At 67.2% G+C, this 19,735-nt stretch carries 18 protein-coding genes; 13 read left to right on the top strand and 5 right to left on the bottom strand.

Annotated elements, in window-relative coordinates:
- Positions 1-64 precede the first annotated feature (64 nt).
- Positions 65-877 (bottom strand): crotonase/enoyl-CoA hydratase family protein, encoded by an 813-nt coding sequence (locus A5691_RS04275; protein ID WP_067758860.1) that lies wholly within the window; start codon positions 875-877, stop codon positions 65-67.
- Positions 878-941: 64 nt separating this feature from the next.
- Between A5691_RS04275 and A5691_RS04270 the strand changes: the two genes are divergently transcribed.
- From A5691_RS04270 to A5691_RS04255, 4 genes are read left to right on the top strand one after another with little or no spacing between them, the layout of a single operon-like run.
- Positions 942-2,582, top strand: a complete 1,641-nt coding sequence (locus A5691_RS04270) for an acyl-CoA synthetase (protein WP_067758857.1) — start codon at positions 942-944, stop codon at positions 2,580-2,582.
- Complete coding sequence (locus tag A5691_RS04265) at positions 2,579-3,346, top strand: fructosamine kinase family protein (RefSeq protein ID WP_067758854.1); 768 nt, start codon at positions 2,579-2,581, stop codon at positions 3,344-3,346. Before A5691_RS04270 ends, A5691_RS04265 begins: the two co-directional genes overlap by 4 nt.
- A gap of 24 nt (positions 3,347-3,370) precedes the next feature.
- The gene (locus A5691_RS04260; RefSeq protein ID WP_067758851.1) at positions 3,371-4,195 is read left to right on the top strand and encodes an amidohydrolase family protein; all 825 of its coding nucleotides are present in this window, start codon (positions 3,371-3,373) and stop codon (positions 4,193-4,195) included.
- The gene (locus A5691_RS04255; protein WP_067888708.1) at positions 4,192-5,742 is read left to right on the top strand and encodes an acetolactate synthase large subunit; all 1,551 of its coding nucleotides are present in this window, start codon (positions 4,192-4,194) and stop codon (positions 5,740-5,742) included. Before A5691_RS04260 ends, A5691_RS04255 begins: the two co-directional genes overlap by 4 nt.
- Here A5691_RS04255 and A5691_RS04250 read toward each other — a convergent pair.
- From A5691_RS04250 to A5691_RS04235, 4 genes are all read right to left on the bottom strand, one after another.
- Positions 5,728-6,441, bottom strand: a complete 714-nt coding sequence (locus A5691_RS04250) for a serine hydrolase (protein ID WP_067888711.1) — start codon at positions 6,439-6,441, stop codon at positions 5,728-5,730. The genes A5691_RS04255 and A5691_RS04250 overlap by 15 nt on opposite strands.
- A gap of 321 nt (positions 6,442-6,762) precedes the next feature.
- Positions 6,763-8,310: a long-chain-fatty-acid--CoA ligase FadD17 gene (fadD17, locus tag A5691_RS04245; protein WP_067888735.1), complete on the bottom strand. Its 1,548-nt coding sequence runs from the start codon at positions 8,308-8,310 to the stop codon at positions 6,763-6,765.
- A gap of 4 nt (positions 8,311-8,314) precedes the next feature.
- Positions 8,315-9,412 (bottom strand): acyl-CoA dehydrogenase family protein, encoded by a 1,098-nt coding sequence (locus tag A5691_RS04240; RefSeq protein WP_067888714.1) that lies wholly within the window; start codon positions 9,410-9,412, stop codon positions 8,315-8,317.
- A gap of 26 nt (positions 9,413-9,438) precedes the next feature.
- The gene (locus A5691_RS04235) at positions 9,439-10,620 is read right to left on the bottom strand and encodes an acyl-CoA dehydrogenase (protein WP_068015982.1); all 1,182 of its coding nucleotides are present in this window, start codon (positions 10,618-10,620) and stop codon (positions 9,439-9,441) included.
- A 201-nt stretch (positions 10,621-10,821) separates the two neighbouring features.
- Between A5691_RS04235 and A5691_RS04230 the strand changes: the two genes are divergently transcribed.
- The 9 genes from A5691_RS04230 to A5691_RS04190 all read left to right on the top strand — a co-directional run bounded on the left by A5691_RS04230 (position 10,822) and on the right by A5691_RS04190 (position 19,732).
- Positions 10,822-11,013, top strand: a complete 192-nt coding sequence (locus A5691_RS04230; RefSeq protein WP_067280870.1) for a ferredoxin — start codon at positions 10,822-10,824, stop codon at positions 11,011-11,013.
- A gap of 43 nt (positions 11,014-11,056) precedes the next feature.
- Positions 11,057-11,971 carry a 3-oxoacyl-ACP reductase gene (locus A5691_RS04225; RefSeq protein ID WP_067760387.1) on the top strand — a complete coding sequence of 305 codons (915 nt, stop codon included), beginning with the start codon at positions 11,057-11,059 and terminating at the stop codon, positions 11,969-11,971.
- Positions 11,972-12,207: 236 nt separating this feature from the next.
- A complete protein-coding gene (locus tag A5691_RS04220) occupies positions 12,208-12,972 on the top strand; it encodes an ABC transporter permease (RefSeq protein ID WP_067280820.1) in 765 nt (254 codons plus the stop codon).
- Between the two features lie 7 nt (positions 12,973-12,979).
- A complete protein-coding gene (locus A5691_RS04215) occupies positions 12,980-13,822 on the top strand; it encodes an ABC transporter permease (protein WP_067760385.1) in 843 nt (280 codons plus the stop codon).
- Between the two features lie 19 nt (positions 13,823-13,841).
- Complete coding sequence (locus A5691_RS04210) at positions 13,842-15,044, top strand: MCE family protein (protein WP_067760383.1); 1,203 nt, start codon at positions 13,842-13,844, stop codon at positions 15,042-15,044.
- Positions 15,044-16,096: a virulence factor Mce family protein gene (locus A5691_RS04205; RefSeq protein ID WP_067760381.1), complete on the top strand. Its 1,053-nt coding sequence runs from the start codon at positions 15,044-15,046 to the stop codon at positions 16,094-16,096. Before A5691_RS04210 ends, A5691_RS04205 begins: the two co-directional genes overlap by 1 nt.
- Positions 16,086-17,150, top strand: a complete 1,065-nt coding sequence (locus A5691_RS04200) for a virulence factor Mce family protein (protein ID WP_067760379.1) — start codon at positions 16,086-16,088, stop codon at positions 17,148-17,150. The genes A5691_RS04205 and A5691_RS04200 overlap by 11 nt, the downstream gene beginning before the upstream one ends.
- Positions 17,147-18,577, top strand: coding sequence for a virulence factor Mce family protein (locus A5691_RS04195; RefSeq protein ID WP_067888717.1), 1,431 nt, complete (start codon positions 17,147-17,149; stop codon positions 18,575-18,577). Before A5691_RS04200 ends, A5691_RS04195 begins: the two co-directional genes overlap by 4 nt.
- Positions 18,578-19,732, top strand: coding sequence for a virulence factor Mce family protein (locus A5691_RS04190; RefSeq protein WP_067888720.1), 1,155 nt, complete (start codon positions 18,578-18,580; stop codon positions 19,730-19,732). It abuts the gene before it with no gap.
- Positions 19,733-19,735: the final 3 nt, after the last annotated feature.

Below are 19,735 nucleotides of genomic sequence, written 5' to 3'. Positions count from 1 at the left end.
GCGAAAATCCGGCCGGAAGATCGCAATGGCTTCACGTTCGGCGGGGAAGGGGCGCCCGAGGGGTCTACTTGTTCTGGAAGTTGGGCTTGCGCTTCTCGGCGAACGCCCGGGGGCCTTCCTTGGCGTCGTCGGACAGGAACACCTTGATGCCGATCTGGGTGTCGATCTTGAAGGCCTCGTTCTCGTGCATGCCCTCGGTCTCGCGGATCGCCCGCAGAATCGCCTGCACGGCCAGGGGGCCGTTGTTCTCGATGATGTCGGCGATCTCGAGCGCCTTGGACAGCGCCTGCCCGTCCGGCACGACATGCCCGATCAGGCCCATCTCCTTGGCCTCGCCGGCGGTGATGTGCCGGCCGGTCAGCAGCAGGTCACAGGCGACCGTGTAGGGGATCTGCCGCACCAGGCGCACGGCCGACCCGCCCATCGGGTACAGGCTCCACTTGGCCTCCGAGATGCCGAACTTGGCACTCTCGCCGGCGATGCGGATGTCGGTACCCTGCAGGATCTCGGTGCCGCCGGCGATCGCGGGGCCCTCGACGGCCGCGATGAGCGGTTTGGTCAGCCGGCGACCCTTCAGCAAAGCGTCGATTCGCGACGGGTCGTAGCTGCCATCCTTGAACGACTCACCCGGCGGTTTCTTGGTTGCCGCTTTGAGGTCCATGCCGGCGCAGAAGTAGCCACCGGCCCCGGTCAGGATGCAGCAGCGGATGTCCGGGTCGTTGTCGACGCGGTCCCAGGCCTGCACCATGATTTCCATCATTTCGGTGCTCAGGGCGTTGCGGGCGTGCGGCCGGTTCAACGTCACGATCAGGGTGTGACCGCGCTGTTCGACGAGCGCGTCATGTCCCGCTTGGTCGTTTGCTGGAGCCTCGGACACAGCTACCGCCTTTCCGTCGATGAGGGGCACGAGCTTGTCAAGAAATGTAACACGTTCTAATTTAGTGGCCGTGGCCCTGAATATTGCCGATCTCGCAGAGCACGCCATCGACGCTGTGCCGGACCGTGTCGCCCTGATCTGCGGCGACGAGAAGCTCACCTACGCCCAGCTGGAGGAGAAGGCCAACCGCTTCGCCCACTACCTGATCGACCAGGGCATCAAGAAGGACGACAAGGTCGGGCTGTATTGCCGAAACCGCATCGAGATCGTCATCGCGATGCTCGGCATCGTCAAGGCCGGCGCCATCATCGTCAACGTCAACTACCGCTACGTCGAGGGGGAGTTGCGTTACCTGTTCGACAACTCCGACATGGTCGCCCTGGTCCACGAGCGCCAGTACTCCGACCGGGTCGCCAACGTGCTGCCGGACACCCCGAACGTCAAGACCATCCTCGTGGTCGAGGACGGCAGCGACAACGACTACACGCGCTACGGCGGCGTCGAGTTCCACTCGGCGATCGCGGACAGCTCGCCCGAGCGCGACTTCGGCGAGCGCAGCGCCGACGACATCTACCTCCTTTACACCGGTGGCACCACCGGATTCCCGAAGGGCGTGATGTGGCGTCACGAGGACATCTACCGGGTGCTGCTCGGTGGAACCGACTTCGCCACAGGCGAATTCGTCAAGGACGAATACGACCTGGCCAAGGCCGCGGCCGCCAACCCCCCGATGATCAACTATCCGGTTCCGCCGATGATCCACGGTGCCACCCAGTCGGCCACCTGGCGGTCGGTCTTTTCGGGCCAAACCACCGTGCTGGCACCGGAATTCAACGCCGACGAGGTCTGGCGCACGATCCACGATCATAAGGTGAACATGCTGTTCTTCACCGGCGACGCGATGGCCCGGCCATTGCTCGATGCGCTCGACAGGAAAAACGACTACGACCTGTCGTCGCTGTTCATGCTGGGCAGCACCGCGGCGTTGTTCTCGCCGAGCATCAAGGAGCGCCTGCTCGAGTTGTTGCCCAACCGGGTCATCACCGACTCCATCGGCTCGTCGGAGACCGGATTCGGCGGCACCAGCATCGTGGCGAAAGACGCCCCGCACAGTGGCGGCCCGCGCGTGACCATCGACCACCGCACGGTGGTGCTCGACGAGGACGGCAACGAGGTCAAGCCGGGCTCCGGGGTGCGCGGGTTCATCGCCAAGAAGGGCAACATCCCGGTCGGCTACTACAAGGACGAGAAGAAGACGGCCGAGACGTTCAAGACCATCAACGGGGTGCGCTACGCGATCCCGGGCGACTGGGCGCTCGTCGAGGAGGACGGCACCGTCACCATGCTGGGTCGCGGCTCGGTGTCGATCAACAGCGGCGGCGAGAAGATCTACCCCGAGGAGGTCGAGGCGGCGCTCAAGGGCCACCCCGACGTCTTCGACGCCCTGGTGGTCGGCGTGCCCGACCCCCGGTACGGCCAGCACGTGGCCGCCGTCGTGCAGGCGCGACCGGGCGCCCGCCCGACGCTCGCCGAACTGGACCGCTTCGTGCGCTCCGAGATCGCGGGATACAAGGTGCCGCGCAGCCTTTGGCTGGTCGACGAGGTCAAGCGTTCGCCCGCGGGCAAGCCCGACTACCGCTGGGCCAAGGAGCAAACCGAGGCGCGGCCCGCCGACGACGTGCACGCCGCGCACGTAACCGCTTGACCCACTTCGTCAAGCAACACCCCGCCGCCCCCAGCGGCTACTTCGGGTGGGAGGCCGCCGGGCTGCGGTGGCTGGCCGGCGTCGACGGCGGCGTGCCCTGCGCCCAAGTGGTTTCCGTCGATCCGACGAGCCTGACCCTGGGGCGGCTTGACTCGGTGACGCCGACGCCCGAGGCGGCGCGCGCGTTCGGTGGCCGGTTGGCCGTCACGCATGATGCCGGCGCCCCCGCGTTCGGAGCGGGGCCCGAAGGATGGGACGGGCCCGGGTTCTTCGGGCCGCTTTCCCAGCCGCTGCCGATGTCGCTGCGGCGGCACAGCCGCTGGGGCGAGTTCTACGCCGAGGAGCGGCTGGCGCCGATGGCCGACCTGGCGGCGGCGCGGCTCGACGCCGCCACCCGCGACGCGATCGACTCCGTCGTCAGGCGGTGCCGCGCCGGCGATTTCGACGACGATGACCGGCCCGCCCGGTTGCATGGCGACCTGTGGGGCGGCAACGTGATGTGGACGCCCGACGGGGTGGTGCTGATCGACCCGGCCGCGCACGCCGGCCACCGCGAGAGCGACCTGGCGATGCTCGCGCTGTTCGGCTGCCCGCACTACGACACCATCGTCGACGGCTACGAGCGGGCGCGGCCCCTGCGGGCCGGCTGGCGCAACCGCATCGGGCTACACCAGCTTTTCCCGCTTTTGGCGCACGTCGTGCTGTTCGGCGGCGGGCACGCTCAGCGGACGCACGCTTGCGCCCGCGCCGCGCTGGCCCTGTAGCGCCGGCGTCTACTGTTGATCGCGATGACGGTCGATGTGTGGATGCAGCACCCCACTGCGCGGTTCCTGCGCAGCGACATGCTGGCATCCCTGCGGCGGTGGACCGGCGACGCCATCCCCGACGCCGACGTCCCGATCGAGGCGAGCATCGCGACTATGGACGCCGCCGGCGTGCGCTTCGGATTGCTCAGCGCGTGGCGCGGCCCCGGCGGCCAGGACCTGATCTCCAACGACGAGGTCGCCGAGTGGGTCAGCATGCACCCGAATCGGTTTGGCGGGCTGGCCGCGGTCGATCTCGACCGCCCGATGGAAGCGGTCCGCGAACTGCGCCGCCGCGTTAGGGACGGATTCCTGGGCCTGCGGGTGGTGCCGTGGTTGTGGAACGCACCGCCCACCGACCGCCGGTACTACCCGCTGTTCGCCGAATGCGTGGAGCTGGGGGTACCGTTCTGCACCCAGGTGGGCCACACCGGTCCGCTACGGCCCTCGGAGACGGGCCGCCCGATTCCCTACATCGACCAGGTCGCCCTCGACTTCCCCGAGCTGGTGATCGTGTGCGGGCACGTCGGCTATCCGTGGACCGAGGAGATGGTCGCGGTCGCCCGCAAACACGAGAACGTCTACATCGACACCTCGGCGTACACGATCAAGCGGCTTCCGGACGAGCTGATCCGGTTCATGAAAACCGGTACCGGACAAAGCAAAGTCCTGTTCGGCAGTAACTACCCGATGATGACCCACGCGCACGCCCTGGCCGGGCTGGCCGAACTCGACCTGGCCGACGAGGGCCGCCGAGAGTTCTTGCACGGCAACGCCGAGCGCGTTTTCAAACTGGAGGCAGACACGTGAACGGTGCCCAGGCCCTGATCAACACTCTGGTCGACGGCGGCGTCGACGTGTGCTTCGCCAACCCGGGCACCTCGGAGATGCACTTCGTCGCCGCGCTGGACACCGTCCCGCAAATGCGCGGCGTGCTGGCGCTGTTCGAGGGCGTCGCCACCGGGGCGGCCGACGGCTACGCCCGCATCGCCGGCCGGCCGGCGGCCGTGCTGCTGCACCTGGGCCCCGGCCTGGGTAACGGCCTGGCCAACCTGCACAACGCCCGGCGCGCTCAGGTGCCGATGGTCGTGGTCGTCGGCGACCACGCCACGTACCACAAAAAGTACGACGCCCCACTGGAATCCGACATCGACGCGCTCGCCGGAACCGTCTCCGGGTGGGTACGTCGCACCGAACGCGCCGCGGACGTCGCGTCCGATGCGGCGGAGGCGATCGCCGCGAGCCGGGCGGGCTCGCTGATCTCGACGCTGATCCTGCCCGCCGACGCGTCATGGTCGGACGGGGCGCAACCGGCCGGGACGACTCCTGCGGAGCCGGCGGGGGCCGAACCGCGGTTGGCGTTCGAGGTGATCGAGGTGCTGCGCTCGGGGGAACCCACGGTGGTGATGATCGGCGGCGACGCCACCCGCGGACCGGGCCTTGCCGCCGCCGCGCGCATCGCGCAGGCGACCGGCGCGCGGGTGTTGTGCGAGACGTTCCCGGCGCGGCTGGAGCGCGGCGCGGGCGTTCCCGCCGTCGAGCGGCTGGCCTATTTCGCCGAGGCCGCCACCGCCCAGCTGGACGGCGCCAAGCATCTGGTGCTGGCCGGTGCCAAGTCGCCGGTGTCCTTCTTCGCCTACCCGGGCATGCCCAGTGACCTCGTCCCGGCCGGCTGCGAGGTTCACCTGCTCGCCGGACACAGCGGTGCCGCCGAGGCGCTCGCCGCGGTGGCCGACGAGCTGGCGCCCGGAACCGTTGCGCCCGTTGCCGTTGCGGCGCGGCCTCAGCTGCCGACGGGTGCCCTGACGTCCGCGTCGGCGGCCGACGTGATCGGGGCGCTGCTGCCGGAGGGAGCGATCGTCGTCGACGAGTCGAACACCTCCGGCGTGCTGCTCGCCCAGGCCACCGCGGGGGCGCCGGCCCACGATTGGCTGACGTTGACCGGCGGCGCGATCGGGTACGGCATCCCGGCCGCCGTCGGCGCCGCCGTCGCCGCCCCCGATCGGCCGGTGTTCTGCCTGGAATCCGACGGCTCCGCGATGTACACGATCTCCGGGTTGTGGACTCAGGCGCGCGAAAACCTCGACGTGACCACCGTGATCTACGACAACAGCGCCTATGACATCCTGCGGATCGAGCTGGCGCGGGTGGGGGCCGGATCGGCCCCCGGGCCCAAGGCGCTCGACCTGCTCGACCTGTCAAGGCCGACAATGGATTTCGTCAAGATCAGCGAGGGAATGGGGGTGCCCGCGCGCCGCGTCAGCACCGCCGAGGAACTCGCCGACGCGCTGCGGAACGCGATGAGCGAACCCGGGCCGCACCTGATCGACGCCGTGGTGCCGTCAATAACGGGCTAGCCCCGGAAGTCGGCCGAGGACCCACTCCGACATCGTGTTGAGGACATCGACGCCCGTCTCCAACACCCCGTCGTGGACCCTGGCGGCCAGGGCCATACCCCAGTGTCCCGTCGGCGTGGGCACGATCCCGAACTGCCGCACCAGGTAGTCGCCGTGCATCCCCGGCCCCCAACCGCCTTTGGCCGCAAAGCCTTTGGCGGCCAGGCCCCAGCGATGGCCACTGCTGAGGCGCTGCATCAGGTCGATGACGTCGGACGAACCGGGGATCGACGGCAGCTCGGCGGCGAACCGGGCTTGCCGCTGCAAAGTCCACTGCGTCTGGCCGAACGCGGTATAGCCACGCCGGAGCCGGCGCGATTCCACGACCGTGGCGGTGTCACCGCCCTCGGCGATCACGCCCTGCACCCGGCGCGCCGCTTCCGCCGGATCGCCCAAACCGGACCACAGTTGCTCCGACGCGTGATTGTCGGACTCGGTGATGGCCTTGACGGCCAGATCCTTCGCCCGCAACCAATCGCTGCGCAGCGCGGCGATCGCCAACGGCACCTTGATCGTCGACCACGCGACACCCGACCACCATCGGCCCAGCGAATACGTGCGGTCCGGCCGGGCGATAGCTATGCCGACCTCCGCCGGCACCGCGGCCGACAGCTGATCGAAGCTCGCTTCGAGCGCGGTCTCCAAGGGTCGCGAAGTCATGCGCTGATCGGACCAACCATCGCGTCTCCTTCGATCCCGGCGTCTCCGTGCAGTCAAGCATTATCGTCGACGTACCCATCGCACAGCGCGCCACGGCGGACGGCGCGTCGCTAGCCAGGCGGCAGCGGCGGCAGCGGGAGTCCCGGTTCCTGCGGCGGCGGTTCCCACGGGGCCCGTTCCGGCGTCTGCGGCGCGTAAACCAGAGGGGGTGGCGGAGGCAGGGGAGGGGGCGGTGGCACCGGGTCGGCGGCGGCGCACCCGGCGCCGAAACCTAGCGCCGCGCCGCCGAGCGACGCGAGGAGGGCCGACCCGGCGATCAACTCACGAATTTTCGGCATCTGCCGACGTTCCCCTTCCCGTTTGCGGCTGGATCCGCACCACCGGATCGTCGCAGTCGACGCCCTGCGCCGCCAACTGGCGCTTGAGCACCTTGAAGGTCACCGTGCGCGGCAATTCCGCGCTGACCCGCACGTAGGACGGCCATTGCTTGGGTCCCAAGTCGGGCTGCTCCGCCAGGAAGGCGCGGAACTTGTCGGCGTCGAACTCGGTCCCGTTGGCCATCACCAGCGCGGCCATCACCTGGTCCCCGACCACCGGGTCGGGCACCGCGTACACGGCCACCTCGGTCACGTCGGGATGCCGCAGCAGCACCCGCTCGATCGGAGCGGCGCCGAGGTTCTCACCGTCGACGCGCATCCAGTCACCCAGCCGCCCCGCGAAGTATGCGTAGCCGGCGTCGTCGCGGTAGGCGAGGTCGCCGCTGTGGTAGACCCCGCCCGCCATCCGCTCGGCCTCGGCGGCCTCGTCGTTGTAGTAACCCTCGAAGCGGCCCGCGCCGGCCGTGTTGACCAGCTCGCCGACCACGCCCACGGGGCAGGGTTCACCGGTATCGGGGTCGACGATGTCGACGCCCGCGGGAAGCGGGCCCAACGCACCATCCGGGGTGTCCGGGGTGCGCGCGATCGCCACACCGCCTTCGGTGGAACCGAATCCGTCCTGCACGACGCACCCGAACCGGCGTGCGAAGCGTTCGACATCGCGGGGCACGCCCTCGTTCCCGTACACCGCTCGCAGCGGATTGTCCGCATCGTCGGGCCGCTCGGGCGTGGCCAGTACATAGGACAGGGGCTTGCCGACGTAGTTGGCATAGGTGGCGCCGAAACGGCGGACGTCGACCAGGAAGTTGGAGGCGGAGAACTTGCGCCGCAACGCAAGTGAGCCCTGGCACGCGACCGCGACGGACCAGCCGACCAGCACCGCGTTGGAATGGAAGAGCGGCATCGACACATAACAGACGTCGTCGCGGCCGAGGTCGAAGCGCTGGGTCATCGTGATGCCCGCGATCGCCACCTTTCCGTGGCTGCACTTCACCGCCTTGGGTTCGCCGCTGGTGCCCGATGTGAAAATCAGCATGAACAGGTCTGCGGCCGTTGCGGATTGGAAGTGCGATTCGGCATCGCGATGTGCGGCCACCTCGTCGGCCCACTCGGCGGAGTCCACGTTCACGTGGTCGATGTCGCCCAGCGCGGCTGCCGAAGCCGAGTCGGCCAGCACCACCTGGCAGTCGGCATGGGCGATGTCGCGGGCCAGCGCGTCGCCGCGGCGCACCGGGTTGAGCCCCACCGGCACGATCCCGGACATGCCGGCCGCCGTCAGCATCGCCGAGAAGAACGGGGTGTTCTCGAACAGCACGCCGATGTGTGGCGGCTTCGCCGGGTCGAGGCGGTCCCGCAGCGCCGCCGCGATGGCGGCGCCGTGGCGCAGGTGATCCCGCCAGGTGGTGTACGTGTCTTCGAAGTAGATGCCCCGGTCATCGATTTCTGCCAGCGGCGCCAGCAGTTTGGTGACCGTCGGATCGGGGGGAAGCACGAATTCAGGCAGGGGTTTCCGCCAGCTCGCGGCCGATCCGGCGCAGCTGACCGGTGGCACCACCCAGCGCGAATTCGGCCTCCTTGGCGGCCAGGAAGTAGCGGTGCACCGGGTGATCGGTGTCCACGCCGACGCCGCCGTGCACGTGCACGATGGTGTGCGCCACCCGGTGCCCGGCGTCGGCGGCCCAGAACGCGGCGCTGGCCACGTCGATCTCGGCGGGAACGTCCTCCGAGACCCGCCAGGCCGCCTGGGTGAGGGTGAGCCGCAAGCCCTTGATGTCGATATAGCCGTCGGCCAGCCGCTGCGACACCGCTTGGAAGCTGCCGATCGGGCGATCGAATTGTTCCCGCTCCCTGGCGTATTCGGCGGTGAGCTGCAGTCCGCGTTCGAGCACGCCCAGCTGGAAGGCGCTGCGCCCCAGCGCCGCGAGCGTGTCGAGCCAGACGACAACCTCGGCGCCGCCGACCATCCGGGCACCGGCCACGTCCGCGCCGTCCAGCGCCAGGTGTCCGACGCTGCCCAGGCCGGTGGTCTCCAATGCGGTCACCGAAACCCCGGGATCGCCGGCGGCGACCAGGAAAACGGCGGTGCCGGAATCGGTCTCGGCCGGAACGAGAAACGCGTCGGCCACCGGTCCGAAGCCGACCTGGGTGCGGGTGCCGGTGAGGCGGTAGCCGTCACCGGCGCGGCTGGCCTGCACCGGGCCCTCACCCATCTCGCCCAGGAGCGCGGCGGTGAGGATCTTCTCCCCGCCGACCGCGGGAGCACCCCAATCCTGTTGCAGCTCTTCGGTGCCGAACCGAGCCAACGCGCCGGCGCCGAGCATCACCGACTCCAGGTATGGCACGGCCGCCAACTGGTGACCCAGCGCCACCAAGATCGCGACCTGCTCGAGCACCCCGAATCCGTCGCCGCCCACCGAGGTGGCCGAGGCGCTGGTCAGGATGCCGGCGTCGACGAGCTTGCCCCACAGCGCGCGGTCGAACCGTTGATCGAGCTTGTCGAGTTCACGGTGGTGCTCGGGCGTGCAAACCGAGTCCACGATCGTGTCGACCAGGCCGCCGAGATCGGTGGCCGCTTCGGTTGTCGAAAAGTCCATCGTTGTTCGTCCTTAGGGAGTGGGGCTCAGCGGTTTCGGGGCAGTCCCAGCGCGACCATGCCGATGATGTCGCGCTGCACTTCGTTGGTGCCGCCGCCGAAGGTCAGGATCAGGCACGCGCGGTGCATCCGCTCGACCCGGCCGCGCAGCAGCGCCCCGGGCGAATTCTGGCGCATGGTGGCGACGGTCCCCAGCACCTCCATCAGCAGCCGGTAGGCCTCGGTGGCCAACTCGGTGCCGTACACCTTGGCCGCCGACGCGTCGGCCGGGTTGAGCGATTCGCCGTCCGACGACGCCAACTCCCAGTTGATGAGCTTCAGCACCTCGGCCTTGGCGTGCACGCGGGCCAGGTTGATCTGCACCCACTCGGAGTCGATCAGCCGGGCGCCGCTGGAATCCTTGGTGTTCTGGGCCCACTCCCGAACCTCCTGCAGGGCGAGGAAGATCGGCTGCGCCGAGACCAGGGCGACGCGTTCGTGGTTGAGCTGGTTGGTGACGAGCTTCCAGCCGCCGTTCTCCTCGCCGATCAGGTTGGTCACCGGCACCCGCACGTCGGAGTAATAGGTGGCGCTGGTGTCCACACCGGCCATGGTGTGTACCGGCGTCCACGAGAAGCCTTCGGCGGTGGTCGGCACGGTCAGCATCGAGATGCCGCGGTGCTTTTTGGCCTCGGGGTTCGTGCGCACCGCGAGCCAGACCCAGTCGGCGTACGCGATCAGGCTGGTCCACATCTTCTGGCCGTTGATCACGTAGTCGTCGCCGTCGCGGACCGCGGTGGTGCGCAGGTTGGCCAGGTCCGTGCCGGCGCCGGGCTCCGAATAGCCGATGGAGAAGTGCAGTTCGCCGGCCGCGATCTTGGGGAGGAAGAACTTCTTCTGCTCCTCGGTGCCGAACGCCATGATCGTCGGCGCCACGCTGTTGATCGTCAGGAACGGCACGGGCACGCCGGCGATCGCGGCCTCATCGGTGAAGATCAGCGAATCCATTGGCGAGCGGTCCTGGCCGCCGTACTCCTTGGGCCAGTTCAGCGTCAGCCAGCCGTCCTTGCCCATCTGCGCGACGGTGTCGCGGTATGCGGTGCCGGTCCCGACCTCGCCGCCGCCCGAGGAGGTCAGCGCCTCGCGACGCTCCGGCGTCATGAGCTTGGTGAAGTACGACCGCAGTTCGCGACGCAGCTCCTCCTGTTCAGGGGTGTAACTGATGCGCATCCCAGCCGTCCTTTGTTAACGTGATTCGCCTCGATTAGCCGACGTTACTCGGCCGACGACTACCCGTTCGTCTTCCCGGTTGTAACACGTTCTAGTCTGAGATTCCAGCGACCGTTTCCCTAGCGGTATCCGGGCCCTATGGTGGTCCTACATACTGATGGGGCATGTCCTCAGGTGAAGGCCAGGTGCAAGGAGGGTGCTGTGCGGGTGATCGTCGACCACGACCGGTGTGAAGGTAACGCTGTGTGCTTGGGAATCGCGCCGGATATCTTCGACCTGGACGACGAGGATTACGCCGTCGTGAAGCTGGACCCGATCCCCGCCGATCAGGAGCAGCTGGCCGAGCAGGCGATTGCCGAATGCCCGCGTGCCGCGCTGTTGCGCGGCGATTAATTCGAGCCCCACTGCGGCCTGAGAAACTAGAGGTATTCATAAATTGACTAGCAGCGCGAACGCGACCGATCTCTCCGGAAAGGTCGCGGTGGTGACGGGTGCCGCCGCGGGACTCGGCAGGGCGGAGGCCCTCGGCCTGGCCCGGCTCGGCGCGACCGTCGTCGTCAACGACATCGCCACCGCCCTGGACGCCTCCGACGTCATCGACGAGATCAACTCGGCCGGCTCCAAGGCCGTCGCGGTGGCCGGCGACATCAGCGAACGCGCAACCGCCGACGAGTTGGTCGCCCAGGCCGACGGTCTCGGTGGGCTCGACATCGTCGTCAACAACGCGGGCATCACCCGCGACCGGATGCTGTTCAACATGTCCGACGAGGAGTGGGATCTGGTCATCGCGGTGCATCTGCGCGGCCACTTCCTGCTGACCCGCAACGCCGCCACCTACTGGCGGTCGAAGGCCAAGGACGCGGGTGGAACCGTGTTCGGCCGGCTGGTCAACACCGCGTCCGAGGCGGGGCTGGTCGGCCCGGTGGGTCAGGCCAACTACGGCGCGGCCAAGGCCGGCATCATCTCGCTCACCCTGACGGCCGCGCGGGCGCTGGGCCGCTACGGCGTGTGCGCCAACGCGATCTGTCCGCGCGCCCGCACCGCGATGACGGCCGACGTCTTCGGTGCGGCGCCGGAAGTGGAGGCGGGTGGCATCGACCCGCTGTCGCCCGAGCACGTGGTCAGCCTGGTCAAGTTCCTGTCATCTCCGGCGGCCGCGGAAGTCAACGGGCAGGTGTTCATCGTGTACGGGCCGCAGGTGACCCTGGTTGCCGCGCCCACGGCGGAGCATCGATTCAGCGCAGAGGGACCGGCCTGGGAGCCCGGGCAACTGAGCGCGACGCTGCAAGAGTACTTTGCTGGGCGGGATCCCGAGCGCAACTTTTCCGCGGTCGGGCTGATGGAGCAATAACCGTGTGAGGTTACTTCCTGGGGGGGAAACAGTGGGTAGAACGTGTGTCAATTCTGGAAAATGTAACGGTGTCTGACCTGGGTAATTAACGTTTTGGACAAAGAAATGCTTTTCATTGACACCTTAATCTTGTTCTGAGTTAATATGATCCGGCTCACATCGAGCCGCATGCGACGGAAGACACCGCTAAGGCGACGCACAGACTTCGCCGCGAGCAGCCGAGGGGGGTAGCCAAGTTGAGGGAACAACTTGCGGTTCCCGCTCGCGCTGTCGGCGGGTTCTTCGAAATGATGATCGACACCGGCCGGCAGACTTTTCGCCGGCCGTTCCAAATGGGCGAGTTCTTGGAACAGACCTGGATGATCGCGCGGGTGTCCCTGGTTCCCACCCTGCTGGTGTCCATCCCCTTCACCGTGCTGGTGGCGTTCACGCTCAACATCCTGCTGCGCGAAATCGGGGCCGCCGACTTGTCCGGCGCCGGAACGGCATTCGGCACCATCACGCAGCTGGGGCCGGTGGTGACCGTGCTCGTCGTGGCGGGCGCCGGTGCGACCGCGATCTGCGCCGACCTCGGTGCGCGGACCATCCGCGAAGAGATCGACGCGATGCGGGTGCTCGGCATCGACCCGATCCAGCGGCTCGTCGTGCCCCGGGTGCTGGCGTCCACGGTGGTGGCCCTGCTGCTGAACGGGCTGGTGTGCGCCATCGGCCTGTCCGGTGGCTACGTGTTCTCCGTTTTCCTGCAGGGCGTCAACCCGGGTGCGTTCATCAACGGGTTGACCGTGTTGACCGGGCTGCGCGAGCTGGTTCTCGCCGAGGTCAAGGCGTTGCTGTTCGGCGTGATGGCCGGGCTGGTCGGTTGTTACCGCGGCCTGACCGTCAAGGGCGGACCCAAGGGCGTCGGCAATGCCGTCAACGAGACGGTCGTGTACGCGTTCATCTGTCTGTTCGTCATCAACGTGGTGATGACCGCCATCGGCGTGCGGATCTCGGCGAAGTGAGTACCCGATGAGCTACGACGTCACCTACCGGCTGCGCAACCTCGCCTCCCGGTTGCAGGAGCCGGTCGACGACTTCGGTGAGCAGGCCTTGTTCTATGGCCAGACGGTGCGTCACATTCCCCACGCGATCACCAAGTACCGCAAAGAGACGGTCCGCCTGATCGCCGAAATGACAATGGGTGCGGGGGCGCTCGTCATGATCGGCGGCACCGTGGGCGTCGCCGCCTTCCTGACACTCGCCTCCGGCGGGGTCATCGCCGTGCAGGGTTACTCCTCGCTGGGCAACATCGGCATCGAGGCGCTGACCGGCTTCCTGTCGGCTTTCCTCAACGTCCGCGTCGTTGCGCCGGTCATCGCCGGCATCGCGCTGGCGGCCACCATCGGCGCCGGTGCCACCGCGCAGTTGGGCGCCATGCGGGTGTCGGAGGAGATCGACGCCGTCGAATGCATGGCGGTGGAATCGGTGTCCTATCTGGTGTCCACCCGATTGATCGCCGGCCTCATCGCGATCATCCCGCTGTATTCGCTGTCCGTACTCGCCGCGTTCTTCGCCGCCCGCTTCACCACGGTGTACATCAACGGGCAGTCCAAGGGTCTTTACGACCACTACTTCAATACGTTCCTCATCCCGTCGGACCTGTTGTGGTCGTTCCTGCAGGCGATCGTGATGTCCATCGCGGTGATGCTGGTCCATACCTACTACGGCTACAACGCGCACGGCGGTCCGGTCGGCGTCGGCATCGCGGTCGGCCAGGCCGTGCGAACGTCGCTGATCGTCGTCGTCGTCATCACTTTGTGCATCTCACTCGCCGTTTACGGCGCGTCCGGTAATTTCAACCTCTCCGGGTAACAGGACCGCTTAAAGGGACATGGCAGAAACAGATACGCGACGTACCTCCGTCCGGCTGGCAGCCGCGGTGCTTGCCAGCCTGTTGGTGGCGTTCGCGCTCGTCACTTACCTGTCCTACTCCGCGGCTTTCGCCTCGATCGACACGGTGACGGTGTCGGCGCCGCGGGCCGGTCTGGTGATGGAGAAGGGCGCCAAGGTCAAATACCGCGGCATCCAGATCGGCAAGGTCGAGGCGATCGACTACGCCGATGACCAGGCCCGGTTAACGCTCGGGATCAACAGCGACGACATGCATTTCATCCCCTCCAACGCGATGGTGCACATCGCGGGGAACACCATCTTCGGCGCCAAGGCGGTGGAATTCCTTCCGCCGCAAAACCCTTCGCCGACGTCGCTGCGCCCGAACGCGCACGTGGCGGCATCGGCGGTGCAGCTGGAAGTCAACACCCTGTTCCAGTCGCTGATCGACCTGCTGCACAAGATCGACCCGGTCGAACTCAACGGGACGCTGAGCGCGCTGTCCGAAGGCCTGCGCGGTCACGGGGACGACTTCGGCGGCATCTTGTCGGGCCTGAACACGCTGACGCGCCAAACCAATCCGAAACTGCCTGCACTGCAGGAGGACTTCCGCAAGGCGGCGGTGGTCGCCAACACCTACGCCGACGCCGCCCCGGATCTCAACACCGTCTTCGACAACCTGCCGACGATCAACAAGACCGTCGTCGACCAGCAGAACAACCTCAACGACACGTTGTTGGCCACGATCGGTCTGGCCAATAACGCCTACGAGACGCTGGCGCCGGCCGAACAGAACTTCATCGACGCGATCAACCGGCTGCGGGCCCCGCTGAAGGTCGCGGCCGATTATTCACCCGAATTCGGCTGCCTGTTCGCCGGGATCGAGCGCGGCATCAAGGAATTCGCGCCGCTGCTCGGTGTCCGCAAGGCGGGCCTGTTCACGTCCTCGAGCTTCGTGCTCGGCGCGCCGTCGTACACGTTCCCGGAGTCCCTGCCGATCGTCAACGCGTCCGGTGGCCCGAACTGCCGCGGGCTGCCGGACATTCCGACCAAGCAGACCGGCGGGTCGTTCTACCGCGCCCCGTTCCTGGTCACCGACAACGCCAACATCCCGTACGAGCCGTTCACGGAACTGCAGTTCGACGCGCCCTCCACACTGCAGTTCCTGTTCCACGGCGCCTTCGCGGAACGGGACGATTTCTGATGCCGGCCGGGGCCATGCCGACGCACCGCTCGATGATGATCAAGGTCAGCATCTTCGCGGTGGCCATGCTGATCGTGTCCGCGGGACTGGTGGTGGTCTTCGGCGACTTCCGGTTCGGCCCCGAAAGCACCTACCACGCAACGTTCACCGATGTGTCACGTCTGAAGGCGGGGCAGAAGGTGCGCATCGCCGGCGTGCCGGTCGGCGCGGTGTCGGGTGTGAAACTGAACCAGGACAACACCATCGACGTGACGTTCGGGCTCGACAAGCGTTATACGCTCTATTCGTCCACGCGCGCGGTGATCCGGTACGAAAACCTGGTCGGTGACCGGTATTTGGAGATCACGTCCGGGCCCGGGGAGCTGCGCAAGCTGCCGCCGGGCGGGACGATCAACACCCAGCACACCCAGCCGGCGCTGGATCTCGACGCGCTGCTCGGCGGCCTGCGGCCCGTGCTCAAGGGGCTGGACGCGGACAAGGTCAACACGATCAGCAGCGCCGTCATCGAGCTGCTGCAGGGGCAGGGCGGCGCGTTGTCCAACGTGCTCGCCGACACCAGTGCGTTCTCGTCGGCGCTGGGCCAGCGTGACCAACTCATCGGTGACGTGATCGAAAACCTCAACACGGTCCTCAAGACCGTCGATCAGCGCAGTGCTCAGTTCTCGGCCAGTGTCGACCAGTTGCAGCAGTTGATCAGCGGACTGGCCAAGAACAAAGACGACATCGCGGGCGCCATCCCGCCGCTGGCCTCCACGACGACGGATCTGACCGAGCTGCTGAAGAATTCACGCCGGCCGCTGCAGGGCATCCTGGAGAACACCCGCCCGCTGGCGACCGAACTGGACAACCGCAAGGCCGAGGTGAACAACGACGTCGAGCAGTTGGGCGAGGACTATCTGCGGCTGGCGGCGCTGGGTGCCTACGGTTCGTTCTTCAACATTTACTTCTGCTCCGTGACGATCAAGATCAACGGCCCGGCCGGTAGCGACATCTTGCTGCCGCTCGGCGGCCAGGTGGATCCCAGCAAGGGGAGGTGCGCTTTTGCCAAGTAACGCAAAGCGTGAGCGCGATCCGCTTCGCACCGGCATTTTCGGCGTGGTGCTGGTCGTGTGCGTCGTGCTCATCGCATTCGGTTACGCGGGATTGCCGTTCTGGCCTCAAGGCAAGGTCTACGACGCCTATTTCTCCGACGCCGGTGGCATCAACCCCGGCAACGCGGTGTACGTCTCGGGCTTCAAGGTGGGCAAGGTGACCTCGGTCGGCCTCGCCGGAGACAGCGCCAAGATCAGCTTCAGTGTGGATCGCCATGTCGCCGTTGGTGATCAGTCGCTGGCCGCGATCCGCACCGACACCATTCTCGGGGAGCGTTCCATCGCGGTGACCCCGGCCGGCAGCGGCAAGGGGACCACGATCCCGCTCAGTCGCACGACCACGCCGTACACCCTGGCCGGCGCGCTGGAGGATCTGGGCCAGAACGCCAACAACCTGAACAAGCCCCAGTTCGAGCAGGCGTTGAACGTGTTGACCGACACGCTGCACGACGCCACCCCCCAGCTGCGCGGCGCGCTCGACGGTGTGACGACGCTGTCGCGCACCCTGAACCGCCGCGACGAGGCGCTGCAAAGCCTTCTCGCGCATGCGAAGTCGGTGACCGGCGTGCTGTCCCAGCGCGCCGACCAAGTCAACAAGCTGGTCGACGACGGCAACGAGTTGTTCGCAGCGCTCGACGAGCGGCGGGCCGCCATCGGGCAGCTCATTTCGGGGATCCAGGGCCTGTCGGCGCAGATCTCCGGGTTCGTCGCCGACAACCGCAAGGAGTTCGGCCCGGCCCTGAGCAAGCTCAACGATGTGCTGAGCAACCTCAACGAGCGCCGCGACTACATCACCGAGGCCCTCAAACGGCTACCCACCTACGCCACCGAGCTCGGCGAGGTCGTCGGGTCCGGACCCGGATTCAACGTCAACGTCTACGGTGTGATCCCCGCGCCGTTGATCGCGACAATGTTCGACTTCTTCTACCAACCGGGCAAGATGCCGGCCAGCCTCGCGGACTACCTGCGCGGACTCATCCAAGAGCGCTGGATCATCAGGCCGAAGTCGCCATGATCAAGCGCCTCGCCGGCAGCCGGGGGCTGCGCTACACCACCGCGATCGCGCTTATCGCGGTGCTGGTGGGTGGCGTGTATGTACTGTCGTCGACCGGCAATACGCGAAGCATCGTCGGCTATTTCACGTCCGCCGTCGGCCTCTACCCCGGCGACCAGGTCCGCGTCCTCGGTGTTCCGGTGGGTCAGGTCGACACGATCGAGCCGCGGCCCTCCGACGTCAAGATCACCATGTCGGTGTCCAAGGGCGTGAAGATCCCGAAGGACGCCCAGGCGATCATCATGTCGCCGAACCTGGTGTCGGCCCGCTTCATTCAGTTGACACCGGCGTACACCGGCGGGGCGGTGCTGCCCGACGGCGGCAGCATCGGCCTGGGCCGCACCGGGGTCCCGGTGGAATGGGACGAGGTCAAAGAGTCGCTGACGAAGCTGGCTGTTCAGCTCGGGCCGACCACGGGATCGATGCAGGGTCCGTTGGGCCGGGCGATCAACCAGGCCGCGGACACCTTCAACGGCAACGGCGAGTCTTTCCACAACGCCTTGCGCGAACTCTCGCAAGCCGCTGGGCGGCTGGGTGATTCACGCAGCGACATTTTCGGGACGGTCAAGAACCTCCAGGTTCTGGTCAACGCGCTGTCGGCCAGCAACGAACAGATCGTGCAGTTCGCCGGAAACGTCGCCTCGGTGTCCCAGGTGCTCGCCGACAGCTCGCGTCACCTCGACACCACCCTGGGCACGCTCAATAAGGCGCTGTCCGACATCCGGGGTTTCCTGCACGAGAACAATTCGACCATCATCGATACCGTCAACAACCTCAACGACTTTGCCAAGACGCTGAGCGACCAGAGCGACAACATCGAGCAGGTGCTGCACGTCGCAGGCCCCGGCATCGCGAACTTCTACAACATCTACGACCCGGCGCAGGGCACGCTCAACGGCCTGTTGTCGATCCCGGAATTCGCCAACCCGGTGCAGTTCATCTGCGGTGGCTCCTTCGAAACGGCGGCCGGCCCGCGCGCTCCCGACTACTTCCGGCGCGCCGAGCTCTGCCGTGAGCGGCTCGGCCCGGTGCTGCGTCGGCTCACCGTGAACTACCCGCCGCTGATGTTCCACCCGCTCAACACGATCACCGCCTACAAGGGCCAGATCATCTATGACACCCCGGAAACCCAGGCGAAGTCGGCCACCCCGGTGCCCGAACTGACCTGGATCCCGGCCAACGGTGCCAAGACCCCGCCCGCCGCTCAGAATCCGGCGGACCTGCAGGCCCTGCTGGTTCCGACGGCACCGCAGAGCGGTCCGGCTCCCGGCCCGGCCTTGGGCAACGCCGGCCCCGCGCCCGGCCCGGCTCCCGGGAGCGCATTCGGGCCCCTACCCGGACCGCCGCCGGGCCAGGCGCCGCCGCAGGGCGACCAGGGGGGCGGCTAGATGAACCGAATGTTGTTGCGCGGCGGCGCTTTGGCGGCGGGCAGCGCGCTGCTGGCCGGCTGTCAGTTCAACGGGTTGAACTCGGTGTCGATGCCGGGCACCGCCGGGCACGGCAGCGGCGCATACTCGATCACCGTCGATCTGCCCGACGTGGCGACGCTGCCGCAGAACTCGCCGGTCATGGTGGACGACGTCACGGTCGGCAGTGTCTCCGGCATCGAGGCCGTGCAGCGCCCGGACGGTTCCTTCTATGCGGCCGTGAAATTGGGGTTGGACAAGAACGTCGTCCTGCCGGCCAACTCGACGGCGACGATCGCGCAGACGTCGCTGTTGGGTTCGATGCACGTCGACCTGGCGCGCCCGAAGGACAAACCGGCCGTCGGCCGCCTGAAAGACGGATCCAAGATCTCCGAGTCCAACACCGGCCGCTACCCCACCACCGAAGAGGTGCTGTCGGCCCTTGGTGTCGTGGTGAACAAGGGCAATGTCGGTGCGCTGGAAGAGATCACCGACGAGACCTACCAGGCCGTCGCGGGCCGGCAGGACCAATTCGTCGACCTGGTGCCCCGGCTGGCGGAACTGACCGCCGGCCTCAACCGGCAGGTCAATGACATCATCGACGCGGTCGACGGCCTGAATCGATTCTCGGCCAGCCTGGCCCGGGACAAGGACAACCTGGGCCGCGCGCTGGACACGTTGCCCGACGCGATCCGGGTGCTCAACAAGAACCGCGACCACATCGTCGAGGCGTTCTCCGCGCTGCACAAGTTGGCGAACGTCACCTCGCACATCCTCGCCAAGACCAAGGTGGACTTTGCGGCCGACCTCAAGGACCTGTACGCGGCCGCCAAAGCGCTCAACGACAACCGGAAGAACTTCGTCACCTCGCTGCAGCTCCTGCTGACGTTCCCCTTCCCCAACTTCGGTATCAAGAACGCGGTGCGCGGCGACTACCTGAACGTGTTCACCACCTTCGACCTCACCCTGCGCCGCCTCGGTGAAACCTTCTTCACCACCGCATATTTCGACCCGAACATGGCCCACATGAACGAGATCCTCAATCCGCCGGACTTTTTGGTCGGCGAGATGGCCAACCTGTCCGGACAGGCGGCCGACCCGTTCAAGATTCCGCCCGGCACGGCTTCAGGACAGTAAGGG

This window comes from Mycobacterium sp. E183 (assembly GCF_001667735.1).
Classification (GTDB): Bacteria; Actinomycetota; Actinomycetes; order Mycobacteriales; family Mycobacteriaceae; genus Mycobacterium.
The sequence above is the reverse complement of the archived record's forward strand: the minus strand, read 5'-3'. Positions and strand labels throughout refer to the sequence as shown.